Here is an 18,237-nt window from a genome sequence, read left to right on the forward strand (position 1 = left end):
GAATGGCGATCGCCAAAAATGCTAGAGTTTGCTTCTGTTGAATTCAGTCACTCCCCATTTCTGACACGACCCTACAGCTCCAGGTGGAAACAGCGTCACCGTCGCGGCTTGATCGCTGGTTGACAGCGCATCTCCCTGACCTGTCGCGTAATCGGGTGCAAAAGCTCATTGACTGGGAATACGTGACCCTCAACGGCTCCGTCTGTACGGACAAGAAAGCGGCGGTGAGGGTGGGAGATGCGATCGCGGTCACGATCCCTGCCACGAAGCCCTTAGAGGTGAAGGCCGAAGCCATTCCCCTCGACATCCTCTACGAAGACGAGCATTTCGTCATTGTCAACAAGGCAGCGGGCATGGTGGTGCATCCCGCCCCGGGCAACATGGACGGCACCCTGGTGAATGCGCTGCTGGCTCATTGTGGCGACCAACTGACGGGCATTGGCGGCGTCGAGCGTCCCGGCATTGTGCATCGGTTAGATAAGGATACGACTGGGGCGATCGTCGTCGCTAAGTCAGAGCTGGCCCACAAAGATTTGCAAGCGCAGATGAAGGCCAAAACCGCCCGCCGCGAATACCTCGGGGTGATTCATGGGGTACCCGCGACCACTAGCGGCACGGTCGATGCCCCCATCGGTCGCCATCCCCACGATCGCAAAAAGCAGGCGATCGTCCCCGTCCACAAAGGCGGTCGGGAAGCGGTGACCCATTGGCAAGTAGAAGAACGGCTGGGCAATTTCACGCTGATGCGCTTTCAGTTAGAAACGGGGCGTACTCATCAGATCCGCGTCCACTGCCTGCATATGAAACATCCCATGGTGGGCGATCCGGTTTACGGCGCGGGGCGTTCGGTTGGTGTGAATCTGCCCGGTCAGGCGCTCCACGCGGAAAAGCTGACGCTGCGCCATCCCGCAACGGGGGAACTCGTAACGGCGATCGCCCCTTTCCCCCCCCACTTCATCAAACTGCTCAGCGTGCTCCGCAATCGACAGCTATCGGGGTGAATTTTGGCGAATTTCTGACACATTGCCGCAGCAACCAAGGCCAGACCCAGTATCCTGAAAGCCGAGACTTTGCACCTTAGCCGCTGGCACCTGCTTCATGGGCGTCGAAATCCTGATCCTGACGGTTTATTTCATCTGCGTCATCTATGTGCTGTATCAGATGGCTTTGTCTGTCGAAGACAAACTCGAAGATCAGGTGGCCATTGTGCTCCAAGGGGAAGCGCTGCAGGATGCCGTCAATGCCCAACTACAGCAGCAAAATTTATATCAGGCAACTGCCGAAACCCAAACCGTTAACGGCATCTCGGCGTTTGCCATCACGTTTTTCAACGCTGAGGAGCGGGTGGGTGCTGTCGCGCTGCAAGTGATGCCCCAGGGCAAGCGACCGTTGCAGCCCGCCGTCAAAACCTTGAGTGTGAATGTCGTGAATACGCTGCCCGATCAGCAGGTCTTTATCGAATGGGACCGCAGCGCCCTGAGCATTCACGGCGGCTACGCGCAGCGCGTGATTCGCCAGGTGCCCGGCAGCACGACCGATTTGCTGCCGTCGCAAGCGCCAACGGTCGTGAACCCCGGTTTGCAAACCAGTGTCAACATCACCGGAGAAAGTCTCCTCAGCCGCCCCGACAATCAGATGACGTTGGAGGTGGGGCCAGCCCTGGTGAATTTAAGCCAAATCCCCAATATGCCCGCTCCGGCCCGCCAATATACCCTGCAACTGGTGCTGTGGGTGCGATCAACCTTGCATCCCAATGCTCCGGCTTTGCAGATTATTTTGCCCTTCAATTTCCAAATTGAGGTGTTGCCTGATCATGTGGCCCTGCCGGTGTTGAGCTGGTTGCTCAACTTTAATCCCATGGCGCTATTGCCGCGAGGCCGCTGATGACGACTTTGGTCGTGGGCTATGGCAACACGCTGCGGGGTGACGATGGTGTGGGCTATCAGCTGGCAGACCAGGTTGCAGCATGGGAACTGCCCAACGTGAGGGCGATCGCCTGCCACCAACTCACCCCAGAGCTGGCAGCGGCCATGGCTGAATGCGATCGCGTCATTTTCATCGACGCGACCTTGCCCCATACCCAAGTTGACGTGACCTGGCGATCTCTGTCCCCCAGTGATGCTCCCGGGCTGGATGCTCATCGCAGCGACCCGGCTGATCTGTTACGCCTAACCGCGCAACTGTACGACACGGTACCGCTCGCCTATCAGTTACTATTGCCCACTGCGGCGATGGATTTTTCAGAAACTTTGTCCGCGATCGCTCAAGCCGGTTTCGACACGGCATTGTCTCAGTTATGGGACTTTCTCACCGCGCCGTAAACCGTAACTAGAGACAACCGACGCCTGTTCAGTCTGGGAGCCGTGCATTCGATCCATTCGCGCTTGCGCTCGTGTAACCCACCGTCAGCCGCCCTCTGGTGTTTGTTCACAAGCGCCGATGCTGACCCAAGTGCTCGCACCATCTTCCCAGTGCTCTTTTTTCCAAATCGGTGCGTTGTGCTTCAGCGTATCGATCGCATACTGGCAAGCGGCGAATGCCTCACTTCGATGGGGGCACCCCACAGCGACCAAGACACTGATTTCACCGACCAGCAGTTTACCCGTGCGGTGATGAATCACGACGCGAGTCACATCCGGCCACTGCTGCCGCATCTGCGCCGCGATTTGTTTGAAGATTTCCAAGGCCATCGGCTCATAGGCCTGATATTCCAAATAGGAGACGGCGCGGCCATCGGTGTTGTCGCGCACCATGCCGCTCATCACCACGATCGCCCCATTCCGCGAATCATCCGCCAGACGATACACCTCATCTAACGACAGCGGCGCAAAGGTTACGGCAAAGTTGTCGCCCTCAGCTACCGTCGCCTTCGTCACCACAGGCAGCGTTGAGTCTACAGCCACATATCCCTCTCTTCACATGCAACACAGCTATGGGTACAGCATACAAATCCTGGTCGCGATGACGCTGCCATCGTCGGTTAAATGTCAGCGGGTCAAACAACGCGAGTCATGCTACGGCGTTGCGCAGATAGCTCCGTTCATCGCTTTGGCAGCAAACCGAAGGGATTAGATTAGGAAGCAAGATTTTATCAAATCCCAGTTTTGTGGGGCATGCATCTTGACTGCCCCATGACAGCCGAGACGGCTGTCCACACTTCGATTCAATGCCCATGCTTTTCCATGCCCATGCTTTCAACTTTTGGGCTCTCGGCACCTAACTGCGGATTGCCAGACCTCTTGCTACCGGACGTGGCTCTGGCCCATTGTTCGCCTATTGGGATTGCTTTAGAGCCGCCTTTTTCTCCGCAGAAAAGCCGTTGGGAATAGTGAAGCGATCGCGGATATGGCAATAATCATAGCCAGCCAAACGGCCTACTGCGCCAAGCTTGTCAGTGTCAACGTGGTAGCGATCGTCTACCAAATCATCGCGAATAAACATGTGCACCACCTCGCCAATGACCATGGTGAACTCGCCCACTGGCACGATTTGGATGGTTTTGCACTCAAACGCCACTGGCGACTCTGCCACGCGCGGTGGCGCCACGAGTTTGCTCGGGGCCTGCGTGAGTTCCAAATAATCAAACTCAGATTCGCTATGGGGCAACGGCTCAGCTGCCTCAGCAACCTGCTGCACATAAGACGACACCGCGAGATTGATCACATATTCGCCTAGCCCCCCTGCGCTAACGGGGCGTACATTGAGGATGGTATCTTTGTCGCTGCCATCGGGCTTTTTGCTAACGCTAAACATCAGTGCGAGCGGTTTGTGCCCCACGGCGTTGAAATATGAAAACGGCGCTAAGTTCACGACCCCTGCTGACGACAGGCTGGAGACAAAGGCAATGGGACGGGGCACGACACTCCCAATCAGCAGCTTGTAGCGATCGCTCGGGTTCAGAGACTTGGGATCTAGTTCCATACAGTCATCCTTGATAAATTCGCGCAGTTAACTATCAAGACCAGCTTAGTGGTCTTTTTCACTCATCAGAGATCGGTAGACAAATAACATCACCAAACCAATGTGGATTGGCAGATGAGTGCTTGAGTGAATGGTGCTTTCGGTGTGAATGCTTGATGGTGAGACAGTCTTGACGACACCCATCGAGCAGTGCCCGCATTTTCAGGCTTGCCCCAAATTTCAAGGTGGCGGGAGTGGACTTGTTATCAGGCACTCACCGACCATTTAGGGGCCATGCAGACAGATTTATGTAAACCATCCGTATATTTCGTGAGTCGCTTTTGAAGATTTCATGAACTCGCGGGAATCGAAATTTGCAACGGTGTCCGACGGATACTACCGTATGCAAATACAGCGCACTAATCGGCGCGATCGCGACCTATAGGATACAGCTAGAGATACTGTGCTGAGGGGCGGCAACGCTTTCGATAGCTATTGCCAAGCTCCTTGCTCAATATTTGACCCAACGCTAAGGAACCCGGCAGCAAGATATCTGGTCGATGCACCAAAGCTAAGTCTGGGTTTTGGTGGAACTGCCAAAATTAATGAAAATTCTCAAATTTACAGCCTGATTTTTGATGGGGAATGATGATGAAGAATGCGTTTCTGGTGCTAGAGCGATCGCGGCTACCCATTTCAGCCGTACTGATTTCCCAGTTGTTGACCTGGGGCTGTCTCTATCCCGTCTGGGCCCAATCACTGCCGGAGAGTAGTGTTCGCGAAGAAGTTGACCCCGATGCCTTTGCGCCGCTAGAGCAACGCTCAGGTCGCCCGCCCGCCCGTAATTCTCAAACCTTTGATCCGTCACAAAATATTCCCACCTATCTTCTGGGACCTGGCGACGATGTGCGCTTCGATGTGTTCAACGTGCCAGAGCTAACTAACGACGAAAGCGGCAACCGTCTGGTCACCGACAATATCTATCGCGTGCTGGCAGACGGCACCATTAGCCTGCCGTGGATTGGTAGCGTTTATGTCACTGGCATGAGTCTAGAAGAGGCCGCCGCCGCGGTCGCTCGACAGTATGAAGCCTTCATCTATGACCCAGTGGTGACCTTATCTTTGTCAGCCCCTCGCCCGATTCGTATTGCCGTTGCTGGTCAGGTGTTTGCGCCGGGTGCCTATACGACCCGCCAAGAAGGGGCCGCCTCAACAGAAGTCTCAGTGGCCGAACTGCGTACCGTTGCTCAAGCCATCCAAAACGCTGGTGGCATTACCCAACTCGCCGATATTCGCAATATTGAGCTGATTCGGCCCCAACCGGATGGCACCCGAGAGGTGATTCCCATCAACTTTTATGCGCTATTGGTTGATGGCGATCAGTCGCAGAATGCGCTGCTGCGGGATGGCGATACTGTATTTGTGCCAAGGGCAGAAGCCCTGAGCCCTGAGGAGGCACGAACGCTAGCCACAGCCAGCTTTGCCCAAGACTTTATCGAAGTCGCAGTCGTAGGTGAAGTGGAAGATCCTGGACGCATTGAAGTTGACCCAAACACCACTCTGAACCAAGCCATTTTGGCCGCTGGGGGGTTTGCTGATGCGCGGGCACAAACGGGTAAAGTTACATTCATTCGGGTTAATCCGAACGGTACGGTCGAAAAACGCGATATCGATGTTGACTTGGCAACTGGTATCGACGATGCCAACAACCCCCCGTTGCGAGAGAACGATATTGTCCTGGTATCGCGCTCTGGGGTGGCCCGCGCTTCAGACTTCTTGGAGCTCGTTGGCACTGCGGCCGGTGGCATCTTAGATCCCATTAATGGCATCTTGAACATCTTCAGAATCTTTGATGATCTAGAGAATGATGGCCCTGATTAATCACTAAATTGGTTGACTGACACGACGCTGGCACGTGGTGAGTCATAAATGTCAGTTTGGGTTAAGTACTTGTCCCCCGCCGGGAATTTTGAGATTCCCGGCGGGGGACAAGCCAACTGAAAATGGACTTGCTCAGGGGCTCCAAGACTCCTTTTGAGTCCGTCTTAACGGACTTGTGTGGTGAGCCATGGCAATTTATTCCCTGGCGGATGAGCCGTGAAGCTTAACCCGAACTCAGGTGAATGAAGTGTGAACAGCCGTCTCGGCTGTTAAGTAGCCGGTAAGGTGTCGGCCCGAAAAAACTCGGATGATCAAATCCTGAGTCCTGAGCATCGGTCAACCGATGATTAATCGTCGCCATCAAATAGACGTCAACAGGATCCCGATAAAGATCGTAAATATCATCACTGCCCAAGGTGAGGCCCACGGATTTCCTGGTTTCTTATCGGGGCGAGGTGGATCCTTCAGCAAATGTGCATCAAAAATTTCCCCTGCGGCAGCCTTCAAGCCCTTCAACAAATCATCGCCAGGACTGGGCTTTTTCGGCTTCTTCTCAGGAACCAAAAGCGCTACAAAGGTTCCTATCACAAATAGCAGGGCGAGTGCTTCCATGAACCATCCATCTGTTGCTGCCTATAGTTTTCAGCTTGATTCATTCTTTTTCCGCAAGAAATCTGAGAAAGTTCAACCAAACTTGGTGCGCCTCTTTTAAGGAAGTGCTAATGGTTGTCGATCGCCTTCTCAAATTTTGGCGATTAGCGTCAAGCCTCATCGCAAATTGCACCTAAGGATAGTGGGGAGATTGCCAAATCACCAACTAGACTTAACAAGTTGCAGGTAAAACTGCGCGACTGACAGTTTGGCGTTTCGGCTTAAAGGCTCGTAAAGCGATCGCTCACTGCCAGCAAGATTAACGAATAGTTGAGAGGCTAGTTTTTGATGAGTGCGTCTTTGTCGTCACCTCTAGATACCTTTACTGCAATCACGACTCGCAGGTCGATCAAATCCTTTAAGGATGAAGCCATTCCGCCCGAGATGCTCCAGCGGTTGGTGGAGTTGACCGTGGCCGCCCCGAGCAGCTACAACCTGCAAGACTGGCGCATTGTGCTGGTGCAAAGCGCCGAGCAGAGACAAGCTTTGACGGAAGCTGCCTTTGGACAGCAGCAAGTGCAGCAAGCTCCGGTCACTTTTGTGTTCACCGCTAGCGCTACCGCTTGGCAAGACGAAGCCCTCATGGAACAGATTTATCAAACAGCGCTAGAACGAGATGCCTGGCCCCAAAAGACGGTGGATTACTTTAAGGAAGCAATTCCGCAGTTTCAGAAAAATTTGGGCGATCGCCAACGCGAGTATGCGATCAAAAACGCGATGATTGCGGCGACCCATACGGCACTGGCGGCTCAAGCTATGGGGCTATCTTCAGGCTTTTTGAATGGCTGGCAAGAGGATGCAGTTAAAAAAGTGATTGGGGCAGAGCATCGTTCCGATATTGCTGTGGCCGTGCTGCTACCGATTGGCTTTGCTGCCGAGCCGCGTAAAAATCCGGGCCGTTTGCCTTTATCCACCAACGTGTTTGTGGATAGCTTCGATACTCCCTACGGTGCCTAAAGCGCAATTCCTGACCGGATGAGAGCGAATAGGGCCTCGGTTCCTCAGCGACGGTTATTTTCAGCGCTCGCAAGTTCAGGCTTCTGAACTTCGCTGAATGCGGTCATACTTTGTTAAATCGGCCGCTTTGCCGATCTGCTCTCATCTGCTCCCACTCCTCAACAGGACTAGCCTGAATGCCTGACCAAATTGACATTAATCGTGATTTAGGGCTATAGGAGGGCACGACGAAGCATCTCAGGAATCATTTGCGCATCCTCAGAAAAAGTGCATCCACTCGTGGAAAAATTAGAAACAGTAAACCTGAAATAGCTTAACCAGCGGCAGATCAAAGGATGCTGTCGAGTATGGGGTCACCAATCCATACCAATTGCGATCGCCATTAGCCCCAATACTGCACTCTCATCGCCAGTGCTGCACTCTTATCAAAGGAGGCGTCATGACTGTTGTTTACGACTTAGAGCATGTCACCACATATCGGTATCGCCAGCCAGTGACCTTTGGCGATCATCGAGCTATTTTTTTGCCGAGCCTCGGCTACAGCGGTCGTATCCTGCGGTATTCGCTAGACACCAACATCCCCGCTAAGGTGCATTGGCTGATGGATACCCTGTCTAACAATGTCGCGATTTTGCAATTTGCCGACTCGGCGCCTGAGTTAAAGGTGACTTATCGCATCCGGGGAGAGCATTTTGGCATTCAAGATGTGGAAAATTTTCCCCTTTCAGAGCGGGCTAAGGAAGTGCCGATTCAGTACACGCCGGATGAATGGATCGATTTATCGAACTTTATGCGGCCCCATGCTGAAGATGAGGACGGTAGCGTCGCCGCCTGGGCTAAACGCTTTGTGGCGGGCGATCGCGATGACGCCTTAGACGTGCTCGATCGCATGATGGATGAGATTTGGAACAGCCTCACATACCAATCCCGGGAAGCCGAGGGCACTCAAAGACCTGGTGAAACGCTGAAGCGACGGCAAGGCACCTGCCGCGATTATGCGTGGTTGATGATTGAAGCGCTGCGGCGGTTAGGCTTTGCCTGTCGCTTTGTGAGTGGCTATCTCTATGACGAGGCGCTAGATGGGGGGGCCGTTGGCATGACGGGTTCGGGGGCGACCCATGCCTGGTTGCAGGTTTATCTACCGGGGGCGGGCTGGTGCAACTACGATCCCACTAATCGCATCACCCAAGGATTTGAACTTCTGCGAGTAGCGATCGCCCGCCATCCGGGACAAGTGATGCCTCTATCGGGTAGTTGGTATGGCGAAGCTAACGACTACCTGGGTATGGAGGTCAAAGTCAGCATTCGCAAACTCGGCACCTTGCCCGAATTTCCAGCCGCCAGTTAGCCAAGTCCAAGCTATCTTTCCAGTCTTGAATAGTGCTCCATAGACCCCGATCAGCCTCTGATCCCGTGCACGTCATGACCAGCGAGCGCAGCACTCTATGGGCACTCACTGTGGCACTCTGGTTTCCAGGTTCGGGATGGCACCCGGGCCTCTGTTCAAGCAACAGGCATGAATGTCGTGAATTGTTTTCAATGGCGTCCATCCCTTTTTTTCGCGGCTACAAGCTTCGCTACCAGGGCAAAATTTCACCATTGCTATGCCAAAAGCTGCCCGTGTTTTCTAAGGTCAAATCATCAATCCGGGCCAGCAAGCCTTTCACCGACTCTGCCGGCGTAATGCCATTGGTCGTAAAGCCGGTCATACGTGTGCTCACTAAACCGGGGTGCAGAATCGCGACGGCAATGTTTTGGGGTTTTAGGTCAATAGCTAATGACTTACCCGCCATAGAGACCGCCACTTTAGACATGCGATAGCCATAGGAACCGCCGGAAGTATTGTCTGCAATGGAGCCCATGCGACTAGTCATGATGATTACCTTGCCGCCGCTGACAATCTGGGGCAATAGGGCATGGGTGAGTCGCAGCGTGCCGATCGCATTCACCTCAAATTGTCGGCGAATGCTCTCAAAATCCAGATTGGCCAGACTAATGCGTTCCACAATGGCGGCATTATTAATCAGCACATCCAGGCGAGTGTCCTGCAATTTTTGGGCTAATTGCGCGACTGAGTCTGCTGAGGTGATGTCGACGCCAGTTTCTACTTGCACTCCGAGGGCGTCCAATGCTTCGGCACTACTGCGACAAACGGCAATGACCGTGTCGCCTCTTTGCTGTAGTTGGCGGCAATATTCTAAACCGATCCCTCGGTTGGCCCCAGTGACTAGATAGGTTGCCATGCGATCGCTCACCCTGCTCATCAACGTTGATGTGAACCAACTTACCGTGCCCTGAAACATTTGGGGGCCGCTTTGATGCCGCGCTGCAATCAATTTGAGGGCTAGAAGACTAAGCCTTCAGCCAATTGTTATTGATGTCGGGCGTGGATGGCTTCGTTCAAAGAAAAATGTAACGACGATAAGTCATGCCTAAACTCGGCTTGAGTCAGCCGTTTCGTAGTCTCAATTTGAGTTAGTCAGAATCAATGAATCCGCGTCGAGGTCAGGCAGCGGTTGCAAGGAAATGGCTGATATGGCTGCCGCTTAGGCACAGCATTGCCAAATCAAACTGGTGGTGAATACCTTTGATGGGGTGGCCTGTAAAGCCGCTCACAGAAAATAGAACTGCAAGATGCCGTCGCATCTTGTGCGGCCAAACCTTTGGGGCCTTGTTAAGTCGACATTTGCAGTAAGCCCCTCAGGGGGCACTCAGAGCCCAGACTATTGTTGAGGACAAGGGCACCGATCGTTCATCGCTCCGACCAGCAAACGGTCAATGGCCAACCGCTCAGATTCCTCCAGGTTAGGGGAACCCAAGGCTTGGGCTAAAACTCGGCGATGGCTGTCACTGATGGTGCCCGTTGAAACCTTGCGAGCCTGTAGCTCTGCTAGGGCCAGGGAAAGATTTTGAGATGTCATAGCGTCAACTGATTGCTCAGCAGTACAGTTCAAGTGTGCCTGATGCCAAAGCGTATCGTCTCGGTAATTGCCCTGAGTATAGAGAGATTTCAACTATTCGTGAGGCCAGCTTCACAATCACCGATGCCCTCTATGCCAGAAGTGTGCCAGTCATCCTCGCTTCGTCACCCACTCTTCACGCCAAGAGCCTTGCTGTATTCTGGCGAGAGATCTTTGTGGTGCAGCCATTCGGTACGTTTGCTACACAACTCGTGGCTGGAATATCTGCCCGCAAGACCGTAAGAGAACCGCATAATCACAGTAAAGTCGAGTGCTTAATTTATCTCGGTCATTCACCGCAATACGAACTTTCACGGAACTGATAGGAGTTGCAAGCTGTGGCTGAACTGAAAACCCGCCCCAATGATAAAAGTGTCACTCAATTTCTAGATAGCTTGGACAACGAACAACGTCGGGTGGATGCGTTTACCCTCCTGGCGCTCTTTGAACAAGTGACTCAGCGTCCGGCGGTGATGTGGGGCGATTCTATTGTGGGGTTTGGCAGTTACGAGTACACCAACTCGACGGGAACATATCGCTGGCTGATGACGGGCTTTGCGCCACGCAAGCAGAATTCCACTATCTACGTGATGCAAGGATTCGACGACTATGCTGATGACTTACAGCGCTTAGGTAAGGTCAAAACCGCTAAATCGTGTCTATACATTTCCAATCTGTCAAAGATTGATCTAAAGGAATTAGAGAACTTCTTGACGAAGATTGTGGCGGATATGCAGGCCAAATATCGCTGTCAGTAGGGGAAAAGGCGATTTTCTCAAGTGAGGCATGGGGGGCCAGAGAGCAAGGGGAATGAGGGCTCTGGAAGCTATGGAGTCTTTCGTAGTAAGTGAGGACAGCATTGGCGAATGGTATCCCCACTCCAAATCTGCATTATTGGCTGGGGGCGAGCGGCAACGTAATTTGTAATTGAGTCGCTTCATCAGCGGTGGAGCCGACGGTCAGCCGCCCATACATGCTGGCAACCATGGCGTCTACTAGGCTCATGCGGAGGCTAGTGGAGAGGGTATCATCCAGGGTGAATTCTGCTGGGTTTGGCAGTTCAATGGGTTCTTGCCAGGGGGTGGTGGCGCGATCATCGGTCAGGGCAATCGCATAGGTCTGCTCTGCGGCGGGGGCAGCTGCTAGGGATAGAGTGCCGCGATCGCCCCCTGCTACCGCTATTTCGATCAAGGTTGTCAGCGCGTTGCGTAACCACGCGGCATCAGCCATCACCATTACATCAGCCGGGGGTAAGGCAACCTGGAGGCGTAGATTGCGATCGGCTACTTGCACTTGCGTCAGGTCTTGCACTTGTGTGAGCACCTCGGCCAACGCCACGGGTTGTAGTTGGGGTGTCAAGCGCCCCATCTCAATTTTCGAGACACGAATCATCAAATCGAGATAGGCCAGCATCTGCATCGAAGCGGCGTAGGCATCTGCAACGAACTGACGCTCTTCCTCAACGTCGTCGCAGAGTCCTTCGATAATCATCTGTTGCAGGCTAATAATCTTGTTCAGGGGCGATCGCAGCTCATGGGCTGTCCGCATCAAAAAACCGCCCTTAAAGCTCGCCATCTCCAACGCTCGACAATAGGCCATCTGAAGATTGGCTTCAGGGGTTATAACTGTCTCGGTTGCCGATTGCTTTGCCATGCCTGGCTCCTGTCAACTCCGGTATCAGCCTAAAGCCTGTTTTCTCGAATCGGGTAAGTTGCAACGTTGTCTTACAAATTAACGTCGAACTTTATTTTGCAAAGGTGAGAGTGGCTGCACCGAGGGATTGCTTAGGTGAGAACCAGCAACTGGCAATCACTGCAGTCCAATCGCGATCGCTACGCTGGAATGTGCACTGAGCCTTGGCGCAAAATGTCCCACTCGCCCTGTTGCCAACGAATCACTGTTGAGGGCACCCCGGAAGCGGTTAGGGGAAAGCTGCCTAACTGGGCTTGGAGAGCGGCGATCGCCCCCTGAGACAACAGCAGCAACTCGGGAAACTGCGCCGCAATATCGCGCATCTCTTCCAATGCGGGTTGGCCAGAACGATTGACACTCGTGGTCGCCAGAGGACCCGTATAAGCCAAAATATGCCGCGCCAACGGATGATCGGGTACCCGAATGCCGAGAGTTCCCGTTTGTAGCGGATTCATTTGGGGCGGTAGGCGATCGCTGGCGGGCAGCACCAGGGTCAGCGCCCCCGGCCAATATTGCGCGGCCATTTGTCGCCAGATGGCAATTTCTGCCTCGGTGCCGCTGACGAAAGGCAGCAAATCATCCAGCGTGGCCCCCATCAAAATTAATGGCTTGTCGGGAGCTCGTCCTTTAGTCGCGTAAATGCGATTGCCCTGATCGGGGCGGGCCGCCAGGGCGGGCACCGTATCGGTGGGAAAACTCGCCAGCGCCACACCTGTCTGCACTTGTTCTACAAACTCGGCAAAGTCAACCTGGGGCATATCACGTCTACAATCTGTCACAACGGCGCAAATCATAGTTTAAACGGCCCGTTGACCGTGTGATCATTGAAGCGCTTAAGGCAGCGATCGGCTGCTGCTCAATGCTCTATCACGCTATTGCCGCTCAACCAGGAGTTGACCGACGTTACCTTCCGATCTACTGATTCATCGATATTGGGGCGAATCGATTCAGCCCAAGCGCTTGCCCATTAAAGCTGAGTGGGTGGCGATCGCCGCCGACCTGATCGCTCTGTTTCAAGCGCACCAGGGCCAGACTCAGGGACAACTCAACCAACAACTGCAAGTGCTCGAAGGCGAAGACACCGACTATCGCATCAAGCGGGGACTCGCCCATATTTTGCGATCGAGCTTCAGCACCTTTGAACCCATCAGCCCCCTCGAACCACCCATGCTGCGAGAACGAGCCTTTGCCCTGGCGAGTAAAGCCGTTCCCAGTCCGGCAGCGACGCAAAGTCATCTGCAAACCCTGGCCGACCAGCTCAGCCAGGAACTCGAGCGGGACGTCATACCCGATGAAATCCGCCAGGGACTATACGCCGATTTGAAGGAGAACCACATTCTCACTGCCTTTGAAGCGCCCACGCCAGAAGCGCTGCTGCATCGCTACAACCTGTCGCAAGTGCAGGGCATTTTTTACAAGGCCACCCAGGTCAAGCTCCAGGCTTATCGCAACGACCCGGGGGAATACAAACTACTGTTTCGCTATCTCAAGCTGTTTCGCCTGATGGCGTATATCGAAGGCGATGCCGACCAGGGCTTCACCATTGAAATTGACGGGCCGACCAGCCTGTTTAAGCCCAGCACTCGCTATGGGCTGGATATGGCGAAACTGATTCCCGCCATTTTGCATGTGACGAAGTGGCAGCTGACGGCGACGCTAGTGATGCGCGATCGCTACACCCAGCAACTCAAAGAGCGGCGCTATTCCCTGGAGGCTGACTGCGGCCTGGTATCCCACTATCCCCCCGGTCAGCCCTACGACAGCATGTTGGAAGAGTCGTTTGCCAATCGCTGGCCCCACAAAAAGACACCCTGGCAGCTCGAACGTGAGGTCGATTTAGTTCCCATTCCCGGCAGCGTCATGATTCCTGACTTCCGCCTTGTCCACCCCGATGGCCGCACCTATCTGCTGGAAATCGTCGGCTACTGGCGACCGGAGTATCTGCGCAAAAAGTTCGCTCAAGTCCGCAAGGCCGAAACGCCCAATCTCATCTTGGCCGTTTCCGAACGTTTGAATCTTGAAAAAGCGGGTGTGAAGACGACGGACGTGCCCGCTAAGGTTGTCTGGTTCAAAAATAAGCTGACGCCAAAACTCATCCTGGACTGTCTCGAAGCGTAAAGTTATGCTTAGCTAGCCCTGGAATCCCTGCCCCCTTGTTCTTGAACAAAGGGAATTGGCCATAATACACTTGAGACCGAGTGCCCCGGAGCGAGTTCAACTGCATGAGCACAGTTTTGATCGTAGATGACAGTTCGGCCCTGCGTGAGATGATTGCGGGCTTACTGGTAAATGCTGGTATGACCATCCTCGAGGCCAAAGATGGGGCAGAGGCCCAGCAAAAAATCGAAGCTAGCCCGCCCGATCTCGTGGTGCTCGATATCGTCATGCCCAACATGAACGGCTATGAGCTTACCCGCTGGATTAAGACCAACCCGAAAACGAAGGATGTGCCCGTAGTGATTTGTTCTTCCAAAGGGGAGGAGTTCGATCGCTATTGGGGCATGAAGCAAGGCGCTGACGCCTACATTGCCAAACCCTTTCGCCCCAATGAAATGGTGGAAACCGTCAAGCAGCTTTTGCGCAGTCAACGCTAATCACTAATCGCACGAATGGGCGACCTTTCTGCCGAAATAGCCTGCTTTGAGCACATCAAAGCAGGCTATTTCGTTCTTGAGGCTAAATGGTCTGTACGCCCAGCTCTTGCTGGGAGGTATGCGAGACCCTAATATGGCAGTTCTTCGTAATAGGATTCGGGCAGGTTGCTCACAGCGCGTTCTAGCTCGGCCAGCGATCGGTTGTAACCCACGATCGCTTGCACCAGATTCACCTCGGCGTTGGTGAGTTCTGACTGGGCATTCAAAATATCCAATTGGGTGCCGACCCCCGCATCAAACCGCAAAATCGCGAGATCTAGCGCTTCCTGCGCTTGGGTGACCGCGAGCCGGGCTGTGCCGATATTGGTTTGGTTCGATTGCAGGTTGTAGTAGGCGCTTTCGACCCCAAGGCGAACGGTATTGCGCGTTTCTTCAAAATTGCGCTCGGCGATTTCCGCGTCGAGTTCTCGCTGACGGGCGCGGGCCTGGGCCGCTCCCCCTTCAAAGATCGTCCAAGAGACGCGCGCCCCAAAAGCGTAGTTGTCGCTAAACCGATCTTCCTGATTGAAAAAGTCGCTGATGCTGTAGTTGGCAAATAAATTGACCTGTGGTCCCAGGGCGGCCAACTCTACCCGTCGCAGGAGTTCATTTACATCTCGCTGGGTGAGTTGCTGTTCAAGTTCAGCCCGATTTTGATAAGCCAAAACGATGCTTTCTTCTAACGACAGGGGCCATTCTCCGGCAATATCGACGGGTACTGTGGTGATCGTGAGAGACGGGGGCACGTTTAACCGGCGGGCGAGAGCTCGCTGGGCCACTTGGCGAGACCGTTCAGCATTGACCAAATCTTGGCGCGCATTGGCGACTTGCACTTCAGCCCGCAACACATCAAAGCGGGTGCCGACCCCGACTTCTTCTCTTAGGGTCGTGTCTTGCAGGTTTCTTTCCGCTTCGGTCAAAAATGCCTGACTGATGCGAATCGCCTCGATCGCGGCTTGCAAATCGTAGTACTCGCTGGCCGTAGCCAGGCGCAACTCTTCTCGCCGCCGCTCCACTTCTAAGAGGGCGAGCTGGACTTGTTCTGCTGCGGCAGCGATCGAGGCCGATCGCCGTCCCGAAGAAAACAGGTTATAGACCAATTCGGCTTGGGTGGAATATGAGACGCCCAACTCTTCCGTGGTTTCTGACTCAAATGTAAAGCCACCGCCCGGCGTCGGCACTAATTGGGTATCACCGCCGCTGGTGGTGTTTTGACCCTGAATCGTGCCATTAATCGACAACGTGGGAAAGTTCGCCGCTTGGGCTTCCCGCAGCGCCGATTCGCTCCGTTCCAGTTCTAGCAGTGCCACCTGCAAATCGGGATTGTTGCGATAAGAGAGGGCCAAAGCATCATCTAAGCTCAGGGGTTGCGTGCCAATGATTTCCACTTCTTCGGGCTGGGTTTGAATTAGCAGTGGATTGGGGTCAGGATCGAGGAATTGCAAATTATCCTGGACTCGCTCATGGGGGATGGGCACAGCGGCATCGGTAGTGCTGCCAGTGGGCTCCGCAATTACCGGCGGCGTGGTCTCGATCGCGGCTTCGTCCTCTTCATCTTCATCAATGGCCGCTTCAGGCATGGCATCATCCGACGCGACATCCTCTTCATCCGTCGCCTCTGTCTCATCAACCATCGTGTCGGCGGTCGGCGCGGCAGCTGCAGTGCTCACCAGATCCGTGAGCTGACGGGGGCGCTGAGCATCAGCCGTCGGTGTCGCTTGGGCGAGCAACCGTTCGACCTCTGGAAGGGGCGCGATCGCCTGCGCTGCGGCCGTCTCCGATTTAGCCAGCGACGAGAAGGGGCGCGCGCTGGCGGCTGGCTGAATGGCAACCGACTTATTGTCTATTGGCGGCACCGCGATCGCTGAGGCTGGGGCCACAACTCCCAACAGGCTGGCAGCGGGTAGCGCGATCGCGAGGCCCAGAGGCCCACGCATAAACCAGGGTGACAGCATACCTTTCTGCATAGAGTCCTTTAGGCTGAGTAGAGATGGCACAGAGCGGCTTGAGAATATTTCGCCACAAACACTTTACTAAGCGGTTTAGTTTAATAGCAATACTCAAGTGCGGTCTGGCGAAGCGGTTGCAAACAACCTCGGATGAGTCCATCCACACCGTCCACCGGAAAAATGGGCACCTGCAAAGCGCCACTGATAGATTCTACGCTCTGATCATCTAAAAAGAGCCACTTTTGCGGATTGCCGGGATCAGTCGGCTTTAAGAGTACGGTGGGCAGCAGCAACCCATCGCCCTGGGCGCGATCGCGCAAATGATGCAATAGATCGTGCCCCGTCAATAACCCCGTTACGGTAATGTCCTGGCCCCAATAGTCGCTATTCATCGCCGCCATTTCCACGGTGAGGTCTTCGACTTCGTTCAAGCGCTGCAAGATTGGTTGAAAGGCTTGCTCAACGGCATTTCCCACCACCCAGGTGAGACGTTTGGGCGCGTCTAAACGTGACGGTAAGTCCGCAGCGGCAACTTCAAAAGCAGTCAAAAACTGGCGAATGGAACCGACCCCGTTGCCCAATTGCGGATAGTCTTCGTAATCCGCCTCGGTGGGCAGCGATCGCCCCGCAATGAGAAACCACTCGTCAGCCAGCCACGCGAATGTTGTGCCAAATTGGGGTTTGAATTCTGCTTGCAGCGCCATCACCTGAGCAATGACTTCCCGCGCTTTTTCCGGTGTCACCGGCACGAGCTCATCTTCTACAGGCCGAAAGCGCGTCAGGCCCACCGGCACCACTGCTGCCGAAATGACAGCTGGCACCTCGCCGTGATGAAATTGCGCCAGATCCCGCAGTGTCTGCTCTAAATGCTCGCCATCGTTGATGCCGGGACACACCACCACCTGAGCATGAATTTGGAGTCGGTGCTCTTGAAACCAGGCCAGCTGTTGGAGCAGTTCTCCCGCTCGGGGATTTTTGAGGAGTCGCGATCGCACGTCGGGTTCCGTCGCGTGCACCGACACGAACAAGGGCGACAGTCGCATTTTGGCGATGCGCTCCCACTCCGGTGTCGTCAGATTGGTCAGCGTCAAGTAGCTGCCATACAGAAAGCTCAGGCGATAGTCATCATCCTTGAGATACAGCGTTTCGCGTTTGCCAGGGGGCTGCTGATCGATAAAGCAGAAGGGGCAGCGGTTGTTGCACTGAATGAGTCCGTCAAACAGGGCCGTTTCAAACTCCAGCCCCAGGTCTTCGTCGTAGTCTTTTTCAAGCTCAATCTGGTGCGGCGTGCCCTGGGCGTCTTCGACTTCGAGCAACAAGTCTTCGTCCGCGCAGAGAAATTGATAGTCAATCAAATCGCGGGGGGCCTGACCGTTAATGCGCACCAGGCGATCGCCCGGCTCAAAGCCCAACTCTTCGGCAATGGAATCGGGTAGCACACGGGTCACAACCGCTGGACGGGTAGATGACTGACTCATAGCAGTACGCAGAAACACGGCAGAACTGGCAAGGTGAGCAATGTCGTCCGGTCGTTTGACGACTGAGTCACGCACTCAAACAGCCAACGAAGACGGCGCGCATTGCCACACACCATTCTTCATCATGGCGCAAGCT

Annotated in this window: 17 protein-coding genes and 1 pseudogene; 9 read left to right on the forward strand and 9 right to left on the reverse strand. The window is 54.3% G+C overall.

Annotated elements, in window-relative coordinates; translation table 11 throughout:
- Nucleotides 1-83 precede the first annotated feature (83 nt).
- The 3 genes from DYY88_RS14145 to DYY88_RS14155 all read left to right on the forward strand — a co-directional run bounded on the left by DYY88_RS14145 (nt 84) and on the right by DYY88_RS14155 (nt 2,321).
- Nucleotides 84-1,001, forward strand: a complete 918-nt coding sequence (locus DYY88_RS14145; RefSeq protein ID WP_242517614.1) for an RluA family pseudouridine synthase — start codon at nt 84-86, stop codon at nt 999-1,001.
- A gap of 97 nt (nt 1,002-1,098) precedes the next feature.
- Entirely contained in the window at nt 1,099-1,884 is a 786-nt protein-coding gene (locus DYY88_RS14150; protein WP_039726800.1) for a hypothetical protein, read from the forward strand.
- A complete protein-coding gene (locus DYY88_RS14155; protein WP_039726801.1) occupies nt 1,884-2,321 on the forward strand; it encodes a hydrogenase maturation protease in 438 nt (145 codons plus the stop codon). Before DYY88_RS14150 ends, DYY88_RS14155 begins: the two co-directional genes overlap by 1 nt.
- An 84-nt stretch (nt 2,322-2,405) precedes the next feature.
- Here DYY88_RS14155 and DYY88_RS14160 read toward each other — a convergent pair whose 3' ends face one another.
- Together DYY88_RS14160 and DYY88_RS14165 are read right to left on the reverse strand one after the other, a co-directional pair.
- The gene (locus DYY88_RS14160) at nt 2,406-2,903 is read right to left on the reverse strand and encodes a molybdenum cofactor biosynthesis protein MoaE (RefSeq protein WP_063776178.1); all 498 of its coding nucleotides are present in this window, start codon (nt 2,901-2,903) and stop codon (nt 2,406-2,408) included.
- Between the two features lie 370 nt (nt 2,904-3,273).
- Nucleotides 3,274-3,921 (reverse strand): flavin reductase family protein, encoded by a 648-nt coding sequence (locus DYY88_RS14165; RefSeq protein ID WP_039726802.1) that lies wholly within the window; start codon nt 3,919-3,921, stop codon nt 3,274-3,276.
- Nucleotides 3,922-4,551: 630 nt separating this feature from the next.
- Between DYY88_RS14165 and DYY88_RS14170 the strand changes: the two genes are divergently transcribed.
- Entirely contained in the window at nt 4,552-5,781 is a 1,230-nt protein-coding gene (locus DYY88_RS14170) for a polysaccharide biosynthesis/export family protein (protein ID WP_160299545.1), read from the forward strand.
- A 360-nt stretch (nt 5,782-6,141) separates the two neighbouring features.
- On the opposite strand, the gene DYY88_RS14175 is transcribed toward DYY88_RS14170, so the two are convergent.
- On the reverse strand, nt 6,142-6,393 hold the full coding sequence (locus tag DYY88_RS14175; RefSeq protein WP_039726803.1) for a hypothetical protein: 252 nt from the start codon (nt 6,391-6,393) through the stop codon (nt 6,142-6,144).
- A 327-nt stretch (nt 6,394-6,720) separates the two neighbouring features.
- Here DYY88_RS14175 and DYY88_RS14180 point away from each other — a divergent pair, with 327 nt between their 5' ends.
- Both DYY88_RS14180 and DYY88_RS14185 read left to right on the forward strand, forming a co-directional pair.
- Nucleotides 6,721-7,389 carry a nitroreductase family protein gene (locus DYY88_RS14180; RefSeq protein WP_201278992.1) on the forward strand — a complete coding sequence of 223 codons (669 nt, stop codon included), beginning with the start codon at nt 6,721-6,723 and terminating at the stop codon, nt 7,387-7,389.
- A gap of 439 nt (nt 7,390-7,828) precedes the next feature.
- Nucleotides 7,829-8,737, forward strand: coding sequence for a transglutaminase family protein (locus tag DYY88_RS14185; protein ID WP_039726805.1), 909 nt, complete (start codon nt 7,829-7,831; stop codon nt 8,735-8,737).
- Between the two features lie 229 nt (nt 8,738-8,966).
- Here the strand turns inward: DYY88_RS14185 and DYY88_RS14190 are convergent, their stop codons facing one another.
- Together DYY88_RS14190 and DYY88_RS14195 are read right to left on the reverse strand one after the other, a co-directional pair.
- Nucleotides 8,967-9,632, reverse strand: a complete 666-nt coding sequence (locus DYY88_RS14190) for an SDR family oxidoreductase (protein WP_039729852.1) — start codon at nt 9,630-9,632, stop codon at nt 8,967-8,969.
- Nucleotides 9,633-10,112: 480 nt separating this feature from the next.
- Nucleotides 10,113-10,310 carry a hypothetical protein gene (locus DYY88_RS14195; RefSeq protein ID WP_039726806.1) on the reverse strand — a complete coding sequence of 66 codons (198 nt, stop codon included), beginning with the start codon at nt 10,308-10,310 and terminating at the stop codon, nt 10,113-10,115.
- Between the two features lie 377 nt (nt 10,311-10,687).
- Between DYY88_RS14195 and DYY88_RS14200 the strand changes: the two genes are divergently transcribed.
- Nucleotides 10,688-11,107: a DUF1801 domain-containing protein gene (locus tag DYY88_RS14200; protein ID WP_039729853.1), complete on the forward strand. Its 420-nt coding sequence runs from the start codon at nt 10,688-10,690 to the stop codon at nt 11,105-11,107.
- A 133-nt stretch (nt 11,108-11,240) separates the two neighbouring features.
- Here the strand turns inward: DYY88_RS14200 and DYY88_RS14205 are convergent, their stop codons facing one another.
- Both DYY88_RS14205 and DYY88_RS14210 read right to left on the reverse strand, forming a co-directional pair.
- Nucleotides 11,241-12,002 carry a sensor histidine kinase gene (locus DYY88_RS14205; protein ID WP_130199458.1) on the reverse strand — a complete coding sequence of 254 codons (762 nt, stop codon included), beginning with the start codon at nt 12,000-12,002 and terminating at the stop codon, nt 11,241-11,243.
- A 179-nt stretch (nt 12,003-12,181) separates the two neighbouring features.
- On the reverse strand, nt 12,182-12,799 hold the full coding sequence (locus tag DYY88_RS14210; protein ID WP_039726808.1) for an L-threonylcarbamoyladenylate synthase: 618 nt from the start codon (nt 12,797-12,799) through the stop codon (nt 12,182-12,184).
- Between the two features lie 157 nt (nt 12,800-12,956).
- Between DYY88_RS14210 and DYY88_RS14215 the strand changes: the two are divergent.
- Both DYY88_RS14215 and DYY88_RS14220 read left to right on the forward strand, forming a co-directional pair.
- Nucleotides 12,957-14,159: pseudogene (locus tag DYY88_RS14215) on the forward strand (DUF790 family protein); the annotation flags it as partial.
- A 104-nt stretch (nt 14,160-14,263) separates the two neighbouring features.
- On the forward strand, nt 14,264-14,635 hold the full coding sequence (locus DYY88_RS14220) for a response regulator transcription factor (RefSeq protein WP_039726812.1): 372 nt from the start codon (nt 14,264-14,266) through the stop codon (nt 14,633-14,635).
- A gap of 128 nt (nt 14,636-14,763) precedes the next feature.
- Here DYY88_RS14220 and DYY88_RS14225 read toward each other — a convergent pair whose 3' ends face one another.
- Nucleotides 14,764-16,611 (reverse strand): TolC family protein, encoded by a 1,848-nt coding sequence (locus DYY88_RS14225; protein WP_236146351.1) that lies wholly within the window; start codon nt 16,609-16,611, stop codon nt 14,764-14,766.
- Nucleotides 16,612-16,721: 110 nt separating this feature from the next.
- A complete protein-coding gene (locus tag DYY88_RS14230; protein WP_039726813.1) occupies nt 16,722-18,101 on the reverse strand; it encodes a TIGR03279 family radical SAM protein in 1,380 nt (459 codons plus the stop codon).
- Nucleotides 18,102-18,237 lie beyond the last annotated feature (136 nt).

Source organism: Leptolyngbya iicbica LK (assembly GCF_004212215.1).
Taxonomy (GTDB): domain Bacteria; phylum Cyanobacteriota; class Cyanobacteriia; order Phormidesmidales; family Phormidesmidaceae; genus Halomicronema; species Halomicronema iicbica.

Coding starts and splice junctions, on each gene's coding strand:
- DYY88_RS14205 (WP_130199458.1), bottom strand. CDS start 12,002: ATGGCAAAGCAATCGGCAACCGAGACAGTTATAACCCCTGAAGCCAAT.
- DYY88_RS14165 (WP_039726802.1), bottom strand. CDS start 3,921: ATGGAACTAGATCCCAAGTCTCTGAACCCGAGCGATCGCTACAAGCTG.
- DYY88_RS14220 (WP_039726812.1), top strand. CDS start 14,264: ATGAGCACAGTTTTGATCGTAGATGACAGTTCGGCCCTGCGTGAGATG.
- DYY88_RS14175 (WP_039726803.1), bottom strand. CDS start 6,393: ATGGAAGCACTCGCCCTGCTATTTGTGATAGGAACCTTTGTAGCGCTT.
- DYY88_RS14185 (WP_039726805.1), top strand. CDS start 7,829: ATGACTGTTGTTTACGACTTAGAGCATGTCACCACATATCGGTATCGC.
- DYY88_RS14155 (WP_039726801.1), top strand. CDS start 1,884: ATGACGACTTTGGTCGTGGGCTATGGCAACACGCTGCGGGGTGACGAT.
- DYY88_RS14180 (WP_201278992.1), top strand. CDS start 6,721: ATGAGTGCGTCTTTGTCGTCACCTCTAGATACCTTTACTGCAATCACG.
- DYY88_RS14170 (WP_160299545.1), top strand. CDS start 4,552: ATGAAGAATGCGTTTCTGGTGCTAGAGCGATCGCGGCTACCCATTTCA.
- DYY88_RS14150 (WP_039726800.1), top strand. CDS start 1,099: ATGGGCGTCGAAATCCTGATCCTGACGGTTTATTTCATCTGCGTCATC.
- DYY88_RS14225 (WP_236146351.1), bottom strand. CDS start 16,611: ATGCGTGGGCCTCTGGGCCTCGCGATCGCGCTACCCGCTGCCAGCCTG.
- DYY88_RS14195 (WP_039726806.1), bottom strand. CDS start 10,310: ATGACATCTCAAAATCTTTCCCTGGCCCTAGCAGAGCTACAGGCTCGC.
- DYY88_RS14210 (WP_039726808.1), bottom strand. CDS start 12,799: ATGCCCCAGGTTGACTTTGCCGAGTTTGTAGAACAAGTGCAGACAGGT.
- DYY88_RS14190 (WP_039729852.1), bottom strand. CDS start 9,632: ATGGCAACCTATCTAGTCACTGGGGCCAACCGAGGGATCGGTTTAGAA.
- DYY88_RS14230 (WP_039726813.1), bottom strand. CDS start 18,101: ATGAGTCAGTCATCTACCCGTCCAGCGGTTGTGACCCGTGTGCTACCC.